This window comes from uncultured Mycobacterium sp., from assembly GCF_964249325.1.
Lineage (GTDB): Bacteria > Actinomycetota > Actinomycetes > Mycobacteriales > Mycobacteriaceae > Mycobacterium.
This window is the reverse complement of record NZ_CAXUCH010000169.1, coordinates 1-9,556: the sequence shown is the minus strand read 5'-3', so window position 1 is coordinate 9,556 and position 9,556 is coordinate 1. Positions and strand designations below refer to the sequence as shown.

The 9,556-nt window shown below is 65.6% G+C and carries 12 protein-coding genes; 2 read left to right on the top strand and 10 right to left on the bottom strand.

The window, feature by feature from the left end; translation table 11 throughout:
* Nucleotides 1–135 precede the first annotated feature (135 nt).
* From ACFE99_RS18225 to ACFE99_RS18190, 8 genes are all read right to left on the bottom strand, one after another.
* Entirely contained in the window at nucleotides 136–651 is a 516-nt protein-coding gene (locus ACFE99_RS18225; protein ID WP_375487714.1) for a copper resistance protein CopC, read from the bottom strand.
* A gap of 5 nt (nucleotides 652–656) precedes the next feature.
* Entirely contained in the window at nucleotides 657–1,319 is a 663-nt protein-coding gene (locus tag ACFE99_RS18220) for a YcnI family protein (protein WP_375487712.1), read from the bottom strand.
* 61 nt (nucleotides 1,320–1,380) lie between these two features.
* Nucleotides 1,381–2,037 carry a DUF6474 family protein gene (locus ACFE99_RS18215; protein WP_375487710.1) on the bottom strand — a complete coding sequence of 219 codons (657 nt, stop codon included), beginning with the start codon at nucleotides 2,035–2,037 and terminating at the stop codon, nucleotides 1,381–1,383.
* Nucleotides 2,038–2,156: 119 nt separating this feature from the next.
* Nucleotides 2,157–2,555 carry a transcriptional regulator gene (locus ACFE99_RS18210; protein WP_375487708.1) on the bottom strand — a complete coding sequence of 133 codons (399 nt, stop codon included), beginning with the start codon at nucleotides 2,553–2,555 and terminating at the stop codon, nucleotides 2,157–2,159.
* Nucleotides 2,556–2,840: 285 nt separating this feature from the next.
* A complete protein-coding gene (locus ACFE99_RS18205) occupies nucleotides 2,841–3,752 on the bottom strand; it encodes a TMEM165/GDT1 family protein (RefSeq protein WP_375487706.1) in 912 nt (303 codons plus the stop codon).
* Between the two features lie 242 nt (nucleotides 3,753–3,994).
* Nucleotides 3,995–4,528 (bottom strand): peptidase, encoded by a 534-nt coding sequence (locus tag ACFE99_RS18200; RefSeq protein WP_375487704.1) that lies wholly within the window; start codon nucleotides 4,526–4,528, stop codon nucleotides 3,995–3,997.
* A 202-nt stretch (nucleotides 4,529–4,730) separates the two neighbouring features.
* Nucleotides 4,731–5,354, bottom strand: a complete 624-nt coding sequence (locus tag ACFE99_RS18195) for a superoxide dismutase (protein WP_324969302.1) — start codon at nucleotides 5,352–5,354, stop codon at nucleotides 4,731–4,733.
* A gap of 156 nt (nucleotides 5,355–5,510) precedes the next feature.
* On the bottom strand, nucleotides 5,511–5,666 hold the full coding sequence (locus ACFE99_RS18190) for a hypothetical protein (protein ID WP_375487702.1): 156 nt from the start codon (nucleotides 5,664–5,666) through the stop codon (nucleotides 5,511–5,513).
* Between the two features lie 479 nt (nucleotides 5,667–6,145).
* Here ACFE99_RS18190 and ACFE99_RS18185 point away from each other — a divergent pair, with 479 nt between their 5' ends.
* Together ACFE99_RS18185 and ACFE99_RS18180 are read left to right on the top strand one after the other, a co-directional pair.
* Complete coding sequence (locus ACFE99_RS18185; RefSeq protein ID WP_375487700.1) at nucleotides 6,146–7,165, top strand: DUF4328 domain-containing protein; 1,020 nt, start codon at nucleotides 6,146–6,148, stop codon at nucleotides 7,163–7,165.
* A gap of 4 nt (nucleotides 7,166–7,169) precedes the next feature.
* On the top strand, nucleotides 7,170–7,994 hold the full coding sequence (locus tag ACFE99_RS18180) for a glycerophosphodiester phosphodiesterase (protein ID WP_375487699.1): 825 nt from the start codon (nucleotides 7,170–7,172) through the stop codon (nucleotides 7,992–7,994).
* Here the strand turns inward: ACFE99_RS18180 and ACFE99_RS18175 are convergent.
* Both ACFE99_RS18175 and ACFE99_RS18170 read right to left on the bottom strand, forming a co-directional pair.
* A complete protein-coding gene (locus ACFE99_RS18175) occupies nucleotides 7,991–8,536 on the bottom strand; it encodes a ferritin (protein WP_375487697.1) in 546 nt (181 codons plus the stop codon). The two genes, ACFE99_RS18180 and ACFE99_RS18175, sit on opposite strands and share 4 nt — an antisense overlap.
* A gap of 132 nt (nucleotides 8,537–8,668) precedes the next feature.
* Nucleotides 8,669–9,556 (bottom strand): LCP family protein (locus ACFE99_RS18170; RefSeq protein ID WP_375487695.1); only part of this gene is annotated, 888 nt, incomplete at its 5' end.

Sequence of the window (9,556 nt, the reverse complement as noted above, 5' to 3'; positions counted from 1 at the left end):
CGGCTGCTCCTTTGCAGATTCTCGTTGCGTCCGCCAGTCGCGTACACCAGCAGTCGACCCCCATCATGCCAGGACAGCCGAAACCTCAGTCTTGGCGCTAGCGGCCTGACAGCTGAGGGGGGAGTAGCACGGCCGTCAGCGACGGCGTCGGGCAGCCCATAGCGCGCCACCGGCAACAACTACCACCGCACCAACCGCAAACGGCCAAGCCGGGACCGTTCCGGACGAGGTGTCACCAGGGTATGCCGGGGGCCCCGGTTCACCGGTACCGGACACCGCCAGCCGAAACGACCACGACCCTGACACCACGTGGCCATCCGCCGACGTCACTCGGTAATTCACCGTGTACGTGCCAGCCGGACCCAATGGTCTTAGGCCGACGCTGACCACCGCACCCGCCACCTGCGGTTGGCCGGACGACCACAGATTTCCGTCTGGGCCGACAACCGTCATCGCGGCAAAGGTGCTTTGCATCGGCTCATTGAAGGTGGCGCTCACCCGGGCCGGGCCGACGGTCAGCACGGCGTTTTCCGGTGGATCGGCAGATACCCGGACGGCATGGGCGGCAGCGGGTTGCGCGTGCCAGGCGCCAACGCACAGCATCGCGGCAAGCGCCAGGCTCACCGTCACTGCGCGTAATGCGCCGGCCATCAGCGTTATCTCCGCCGCCGGGCCAGCTCCAAGCCGACCGCCAGCGCGGCGACCAACAGGGCGCCACCGCCCAGCAGGCGAGCGGTGTTGTCGGGCGATCCTTTCGTCTGGCGGATCGTTGGTTGGGTCGGCGCGACGACCGGCGGTCCCGCTGGTCCGGCCGCGAGTGTGAGCCGGGGCGCGGGATGCTCCGGCTCGGCACCGCCGAGCAGCGGCGGCTCATCCCAGCGCACCACCGACCCGTCCGCGTAGGTCTGGGTGGCCGAGAATGTCACGGTGTCGCTGTCGGGCAGCTTCAGCGAGATCCGAAACAGCCCGAACTGATCGGCCGGAATGCCGCCGTTCGCCGCAGCGGTCCAGGTGACGGACCGGACGGTGCCTGATGCGGCGTCGCGGTCCAGCTTTGCCGTCCACCCTGGCAGGGTTTCGGTGCGCGCGGAGGTTCCTGCCGGCAGTGCGATGCTGACTGCTGTGGTGGCTGCACCGACCGGCGATTCGTTGGGCACCTCGAAGGTGACGATGGCCATGCTCCCGCGCACCGGGTTGTCGCTGCTGGCGTGGACATGGGCCCAGGCAGGAGCGATGCCGGCAGCAGCGCCGACGAAAAGCGTTGCGGCGGTTGCGGTCCCGATCAGGACACGGCTGACCGACGTGCGGCGGCGGGGCATACGATCGGCGATTCCTTGGTCGAAGGGCGGGGTGTAGTCACAATGCGCGACCGGCGGGCGGTCAGCCTACCCCCAGCCGGGCCATCAAGTCGGCTTCGATGCCGTCGAGCTGTTTGGCGATCGCGGCATGTGCGCCGCGGCGGCGTGAGGTGGGCATGTTTTCCGCAGCGGTAATAGCCGCCGACAGATCGCGTAGTCGTTCACTGACGGCAGCGACGAACTGTCTGGTCTCGGCGTCTTTCGGGTTCTTTTCCTGGACGGTCTGAAGCGATCGTTCGGCCCCGGCGACGCGGGCGGATAGCCGGGCGCCTTGTCCCGAGAACTGACCGATCTGGGCCAAGGGGACCCCGAGCCGGTCGGCCCGGCGTTGGTCGATCAGGCCCCGAGCGGCGATGGCTGCCCGGTAGGCCAGCGGCACGATGACCGGAGCCAAGAGGCGAGACACCGTCAGCACCCGCCGGATTCGCGTCGGTGACAGCAGCTTGCCCTCGCGTACCGCTTTGAGCTGTGTTTCGGCGGCCTTGAGCGCTGCGCGGTCGCTGTCGCGCTGGGCTTTGAGCTGGGCCTTGAGCGCTTTGGCCTCAGCCTGTTGAGCGGCCTTGATTCGGCGCAGTTCGTTTTTCGCGGCCAATTTGGCGTCGAGCTTGGCGCGTAGCCTGATCGCGCGGGCTTCGGCACGACGTGTCGCACGGGTCTTTCGCTTGCCGAACAGGCCCATTGCCGGCCGCCCTCCCAGTATCTCGTCGACTATCGAGCGTGCGCGCGATCGCTGAGCCAACCCTAATGGGCGTCGGCCGGTGGCCCCTCGTCAGGTCAGGGGCGATACAGAAAGCGGCGTCAGGCGTCGAGGTTTTCCTTGCGGCGCAGCTCCTCAACTCGCTGCTTAATGTCCTCTTGGGCCTCGGGGGACAGGCCGGCGGCGCCGATTGCGATGCGGCGGACGTTCTCGTCACGCATGGTGGCTAGCCAGGTCAGTTCTTTGTCGAGCTTTTCGTAGTAATCGTCGTCGGTGAAGTAGGCGGGCTTGATGCGGAAAAAGTTCGCGAGCGCCGCCATGGTCGCCGCGGACGGGTTCGTCCGGTTGCCGGAGCGTAGCTGCGAGAGATACGGAGCCGACATCGTGATGCCCTCTGCCTTGAGTGCCGCGATCACCTCGGCTGATGTATGCGGCCCGCGACCGGGCGGATACACCGTGTCGAACAGGCGGTTGAGGCGGGCAGCGAACGTCGTGCTCATCGATATGACCTCCAGCGGGTTGCAAGAAAGAACGAGTCATCCACGTATTTGCTGAAACATCGTAGCGACAGTTATGGCCACGGCCAAGTGCAAACCTGTGCGGAATTGATTTCCGCGGCCGCCGCGGCGATTCCGAGCGCCGCTGAACGACAACACGTCGTTCACGAGCCGTATACACACTACGCACCAAGGAAAATTATGGCCTGCTGTGCAGCCACTGGTTCAGCCGCATGGATTGGCGCTCGTCGCCATCGGGGCGCCACCCGTCGCCCGGCAACGAGCCGGCTACGGAGATCGATTCAAAAGCCGATTTGCTGTCGATTGCCGCCGCTTCGTCGTCGCGGCACCGTCGACTGGGCTTGCGCCGCATGCGGGAGCTTCTGTCGGAGCGTCCGTCGCGGAGGCGGAGGCGCCCGGGCGCGCGGTGTCGGATAACGGGCGGCGACGGAGCTGGGGGTTGGGCAGCGGCTCGCGGCGGTTTGCGACGCGCAAAGTTGCCAGGACTGCCGCAACCGCGATTACCGCTGCGATCGACGCGAGAGCCACCCAGCGCCAGCCCAGCGCGCTGTCGAACAGCATCCACAACCCGAAGGCCAGGAACAGCAGTCCGGCCAAGACGTGCAGGAGCCGCACCGGCATGCGGCGGTGCAGCAGAATGCCCGCCACGATGGCCAGGGCATTGGCCAGCACCATGGCAACCGTGGTGCCGATCCACACGCCGACCCAGTCATGCTCGCTGGCCAGCGTGATGGTGGCCAGTGTGGTCTTGTCGCTGAGCTCGGCCAGCACGATCGACGACACCACGGCCAGCAGCGCACAGCGCGGTTTGCGGACCGGGGAAACGCCGTCCTCCCCGTTTTTCACCTCGCGCCACGTCCATAGGGCGAAGATCAAAAAGGCAACCGCGGATGCCAAAGCCATCGGCCGAGCGGGCAGCGTCAGACCCAGCGAATGCCCGATCGCGACCGAGACCCCGTGCACCACGATCGAGGCGATCGCCACTCCGGTCAGCACCAGCCACCAGCGGTAGCGCAGCGAATAGGTGATCGTGATGAGCTGCGAGCGGTCGCCGAGTTCGGCGACGAAAACCACCCAGAAGCTCAGTACCGAGGCTGCGAGCATGTGGCGACCTTTCGACGCGGCGCCGACGACCGACTTGCGTCGTTCGTCGAACTTCGGGCCGAAGGTCTCGCCCACCGTCCGCTTTGGAACGGTCCGCCGGCCGGGCTGTTCGCCAGTGTGTCGACTCGACGATTCGGGGCTACTCCCCTTCGCTAACGGTCCCAGGCTAGCGGCCGCAGAAGAGGTCCGCCAGTGTGGGAGTCAAGTTCGGGTGGCCGTATTCACCGATTCGGCAAGCGCCTCTTTCCGATTCACGAACGCTATATCGCGCAGTCGGCTCGGCGAGCGCTTTGTTGAGATCTTTTGCACCAAACCGCTTACGCAGCAAGCAACATCGCCAGAATCGCGGTGTCGGGATGGCTGATCGGGTCGACGCCGACGCGGCTCACCATCGACGTGACCGTGCCGTCGGCTTCGGCCTCGACCCAGGCCGCCCGATGCTCCAATCCCAGATACGGCAATCCCGGCAGGAGTACGCATCCCGACGCCGCCCCGCTGCATTCCGGCAACGACGGTGTGGTCTCTGACGGCGGATGCAACATCATCAGCGCGGGAGGCTGGGAATCAGCGAAATGCCCTGGTGTGACGGCAGACTCGCCTACCACCGGTCCCTCGGCCACGACCAAGCCGACGGTGCCGGGCTCAGGCGATTCAGGCAATTCCTCGCGAGCGCCGAAAACTGTTGTGGTGGAAAGCAATCCAGGCAGCGAGGCTACCCGGACGGCCACCATGAGAAGCTGGGCCCACTCCTTCGTCGAATCCGGCCACCGACCAGAGATTACGAACCCCTTCAGCGAACCGCGGGAGTGGAAGGGGGCCACTTCGATGGCCCGGCCTGACCCAGTTTCCATTTCGGCCTCCGTGATACCTCCGCCTTCGAACAACTCGAAAACCAACACGTCGGTGGGTCGATGAGCAAAGAATGCGACAGCAAGCGAGTACCCGCAAGCCGACACGGCTAATCAACCACGGTCGTGCAAAAACAAGGGGCGCCGCGCGTTTGGCGCGACGCCCTGTTCTGTGAGCGGTATCTAGTTTCGTGACCCTTGCTGCTCAGCCGGCGATCAGGCCCTTGGTCTTCGAAGTCGCGGCCGCATAGCGGGCCTGGACGTCTTCCCAGTTGACCACGTTCCAGAACGCTTTGGCGAAGTCGGGCTTGACGTTCTTGTACTGCAGGTAGAAGGCGTGCTCCCACATGTCGAGCACCAACAGCGGGACGATCCCGAGCGGGAAGTTCGCCTGGTGATCGTAAACCTGGAATACCAGCAGATTGCTGCCCAGGCTGTCCCAGCCGAGTGCCGCCCAACCTGACCCCTGCACGGTGGTGGCAGCGGCGGTGAACTGGGCGCGGAACTTGTCGAAAGATCCGAACGCGTCGTCGATGGCGGCGGCCAGTTCGCCGGTTGGCTTGTCACCACCATTGGGGGACAGGTTCTTCCACCACAGGCAGTGGTTGACGTGCCCAGCCAGGTTGAAAGCCAGACTCTTCTCGTGCCCGACGATTGCGGAGTGGTCGTCTTTGGCGCGCGCCTCTTCTAGCTTGGCCAGGGCGTCGTTGGCGCCTTTCACATACGTCGCGTGGTGTTTGCTGTGGTGAAGCTCGTTGATCTGACCTGAGATGTGCGGCTCCAGCGCTCCGTAGTCCCAGTCCAAATCGGGCAAGGTGTATTCAGCCACTGAAGATTCCTTCCTTGATCGTCGGTGATCTGCTTGTGACATCCTGTTCGCAGGGTTTCCCGCCACGCGGCGGCCTAAGCCTAATCAACCCTGCTCCATGAGCGGGTACACCGCAACAACGAGTGCTAAGGGTGCCGCCGATGGGCCGGCGCGACGTCAGACCAGAACGATGACGGCCAAGATCGCCAACAACACCAAAGCGATCAGCCCCGCGCGCACACCGGCCAACACGTAGGAGCGACTACACGTCGATGAGCCCGGATACCACTGCGGCGACGACGCCGATCGGGGTCCGAGTGGTTGTGTCGTCATCGAGTGCCCCTAGCCTGCACCTAAACCGCCCCCAGTGAGATGAGTCACACAACTGATCTGGTGACCGCGATCATAGCGTCTTACGAAGCGGCAGGAAAATTGAGACCAACAATCGCTTGGCCGACCTCGGTGTTCACCTGGGTGCGCTGGGTGATTGGCGCCGCCTTTTGGTTGCGCACCCGATGGGGCCCGGAGCCCGACCACGCGTCGGCCTGAAGGAGGGACGCTTAGCGCGCCAACTTATTTCGCTCGGCGGGCGGCGAGCCTTTGGATGGAGGGCCCGTTGGGTGCAGGCTTATCCACAGCGACGCAAGCGGAAAGGCTATTGACAGCGCGTTAACACTGCCGACATCTCGCACCGGTTGTGGATAAACCTGTGGAAATTGTGGATAGCCCTAGATAGCTGGGAATGCGCTGGACGGCTCGGCTCCGCCGCGGTTCGTCGGGGCCGGCGGCGTCGCCGCGCTTAAGCTGGTGCAGTGATCCAGGTGTGCTCCGGCTGCGGCACCCGTTGGAACGTCCGTGACCGCCAGCGGGTGTGGTGTCCGCGCTGCCGCGGAACGCTGCAAGCGCCGGTGCCACACGCCGACCCGCGGTGGAGCGCACAGCCACCCAGCCAGCCCGGCATTGGCCAACGCACACCGCCGCGGCTGCCGCCGGGTTTCCGGTGGATAGCGGTGCGGCCCGGTCCGCCGCCACCGCCGCGACCCCGCCGGCGGCCGTTGGGGCCCACTCCGCGGTACACGGCAATACCGCGTTGGGGACTGGTCGACCGGGTCGATACCGCCGCCGGTCAGACACTTGCGCCACAGTCTGGACCGACCGCCGCGAAGGTGCGCGCGACCCTGCTGATGAGCATCGTGGTGCTGGCCGTCGCGGCGCTGGTGCACGTGGTCCGCTACGTCCTGCTGATCATCAATCGCAGCACACTGCTGAACCCGGTGGTGGCTGCGGCGGCGCTCTGGCTCGGGGTGCTGGCCAGCTTGGCGGCGATCGTCGCCGTGCTCAGCTGCGCCGTGGTGTTGGTCCGGTGGTTGATCGCCCGGCGGGCCGCAGCGTTTGGTCATCTGCGCCGGCCCGAGCCACGGGCCATCCGGACGATGTGGGCGGGTTGCCTGGTGCCGCTGGTCAACTTGGTGTGGGCGCCGGTGTACGTCATCGAGCTGGCCACTATCGAAGACCACTACGCGCGGCTACGTAAGCCCATCCTGCTGTGGTGGGCGGTGTGGATCGTCAGCACCGCGGTATCGCTGTGGGCCATTGCGACCAGCCGTGCCCATGACGCACAAGGCATCGCCAACAACACTGTCACGACGGTGTTCGCCTATCTGCTGGGGGCTGCTGTCATGGCCGCGATCGGCAGGGTCTTCGAGGAATTCGATCGCAAACCCGTCGAACGGCCCGCGCATCGCTGGCTTGTCGTCGGCGAGGATGGGCAAGCCGCCGCAGCCACATCCGCTGTTCCTGTTGAGTCACAGGGCCAGGAACCGGCAGCATAGTCCTATGACGTGGGCCGAGCAGGTGCTCACCGGGCACCCTTTCGTGGTGGCGCACCGAGGCGCCTCCGCAGCTCGGCCCGAACATACGTTGGCTGCATACGATCTAGCGCTCAAGCAGGGCGCCGACGGGGTCGAATGCGATGTGCGGCTCACCCGCGACGGGCATCTGATCTGCGTGCACGACCGGCGGCTGGATCGCACATCGACTGGGGTCGGCATCGTCAGCACGATGACGCTGGCGGAGCTTCGTGAGCTGGAATTCGGCGCGTGGCACGGCAGTTGGCGTCCGGACGGCACCCACGGCGATACCGGTCTGCTGACGTTGGATGCGTTGGTGGCGCTGGTGCTGGACTGGAACCGGCCGGTGAAGATCTTCGTTGAGACCAAGCATCCGGTTCGGTATGGCGCGCTGGTGGAAAGCAAGGTGCTGGCCTTACTGCAACGCTTCGGCATCGCCACCCCCGCTTCTGCTGACCGATCGCGCGCCGTGCTCATGTCGTTTTCAGGGATGGCGCTGTGGCGTATCCGGCGAGCGGCGCCGTTGCTGCCCACGGTGTTACTCAGCCGGGGCTACCGGTACTTGGGTGGTCCGACAGCCAGCACGGTGGGGGCCACTGCGGTGGGGCCGTCGATCGCGACGCTTCGCGAGCACCCCGAACTCGTTGACCGCGCCGCTGCCCAGGGTCGAGCGCTGTACTGCTGGAACGTCGACCACTTCGAGGACGTCCAGTTTTGCCGGGACGTTGGCGTGGCGTGGATCGCGACCCATCACCCGGGCCGCGCCAAGTCTTGGCTGCAGAACGGACTGACCGGCGCCAGCTACGACTAGAGGCGTCCTCCGGCCACCCGGGGCGCTGCCGAATCGGTGGACGGCGCCGACACCTCACGGGCGACGAAGTTCTCGAGCTCGAACAGGTTGTCGCCTGCGCGGCGGGCGACCCGCAGCAAAGTCGTCATCAGCGCCATTTCCTCGACCTGTTCTTTGAGGAACCATGCCATGAACTGCTCGGCGAGGTAGTCACCTTCGTCGCGAGCGACGGCGGCCAGCCTGCTGACCTGCTCGGTGACGGCGCGCTCCTGGTCCAGCGCCAACGCCAGCGCGTCCGTCGGGGCGTCGAACTGGTTACGGACTGCGCCGACAGCGGGAATCTCCACGTCGACATCGCGGTCGAGCAGATAGGCCACCAGCATCATCGCGTGATTGCGCTCTTCGACCGCCTGGCGGTAAAAGTGCTTCGCCAGCTGCGGGAGGGCGGCCTCATCGAAATAAACCGCGATCGCAATGTATTGCTGGGCCGCGGTAAATTCGTTGTAGATCTGCTCCTGCAATAATGCGTGGAATTTCGTCTTAGGCAATTCCCGGTCGGTCATAGAGCTCACGCTACCGCAGCTCAGACACCGTTGTCATGCAAGGTGATACTTACTGAGGTCAGCTTTTCCTAAGTAAAGCAAGGCTCTATTTAATAGCATTATTCCGGTGTCAGTAAGGAAATGGTCTGGTGTTTACGACGCGCCCTCGAGCGCGGTAGCCGGCAGCGGCGCGTCGGAAGCCAGCGCCTCGAACAACTGGCGGGCCGCGTCGTGGTTCCACACCACCACCGAGCCGGCGTCGCTGCCGGTGAACTCGCCGATGGGCACGGTCAGCGTGGTTTGGGAACCGCGCAGTGCCCAGCCCAGTCGCGCCAGATCCCACACGTGGTCTGTCTCGTTGACGGTCAGCGCTCCGGCCGCGGCGTGCGGTACCGCATACCACCGCCACGGATTGAGCCATACCCCGGGACCGGCCGCGCGGTGCAGCAACGCCGACATGAACTCCCGTTGGCGAACCATCCGGTCGAGGTCGGCGCGTGGCGTTGCCCGGCTTCGCACGTAGCCCAGGGCGTCGCGGCCGTCGAGCCGCTGGCATCCTGGCGCCAGATTGATCCCGGCCAGCGGATCGCTGATTGCGGCGCTCGGGCAGATGGTGACACCGCCCAGGGCGTCGACCACCCCGGCGAATCCGCTGAACCCGATCTCGGCATAGTGGTCCAGCCGCAACCCGGTGGCTTGTTCGACGGTCTGGGCCAGCAGCGACGCACCGCCCATCGCGAACGCCGCGTTGATCTTGTCGCCGCCGTAGCCGGGAATCGGCACGTAAGAATCGCGCGGGATCGAGACCATCGTCGCGGGGGCGCTCGACCCGACCGCGGGCAGATGCACCAGAAGGATCGTGTCGGTGCGCCCGTTGCCGATGTCGCCGCCGGTACTCAAGGCTTGCTGCTGCTCGACGGTGAGCCCCTGGCGGCTGTCCGAACCGACCAGCAGCCATGTGGTACCTCGGCCGGATGCCGGTCGACCGGGATAGTCGGCCAGCACCGGACTGCGGTGCAGTGACGTGTCCACCCACAGAGC

Coding starts and splice junctions, on each gene's coding strand:
- ACFE99_RS18225 (WP_375487714.1), bottom strand. CDS start 651: ATGGCCGGCGCATTACGCGCAGTGACGGTGAGCCTGGCGCTTGCCGCG.
- ACFE99_RS18200 (WP_375487704.1), bottom strand. CDS start 4,528: ATGGAAACTGGGTCAGGCCGGGCCATCGAAGTGGCCCCCTTCCACTCC.
- ACFE99_RS18180 (WP_375487699.1), top strand. CDS start 7,170: ATGACGTGGGCCGAGCAGGTGCTCACCGGGCACCCTTTCGTGGTGGCG.
- ACFE99_RS18190 (WP_375487702.1), bottom strand. CDS start 5,666: ATGACGACACAACCACTCGGACCCCGATCGGCGTCGTCGCCGCAGTGG.
- ACFE99_RS18210 (WP_375487708.1), bottom strand. CDS start 2,555: ATGAGCACGACGTTCGCTGCCCGCCTCAACCGCCTGTTCGACACGGTG.
- ACFE99_RS18220 (WP_375487712.1), bottom strand. CDS start 1,319: ATGCCCCGCCGCCGCACGTCGGTCAGCCGTGTCCTGATCGGGACCGCA.
- ACFE99_RS18215 (WP_375487710.1), bottom strand. CDS start 2,037: ATGGGCCTGTTCGGCAAGCGAAAGACCCGTGCGACACGTCGTGCCGAA.
- ACFE99_RS18175 (WP_375487697.1), bottom strand. CDS start 8,536: ATGACCGACCGGGAATTGCCTAAGACGAAATTCCACGCATTATTGCAG.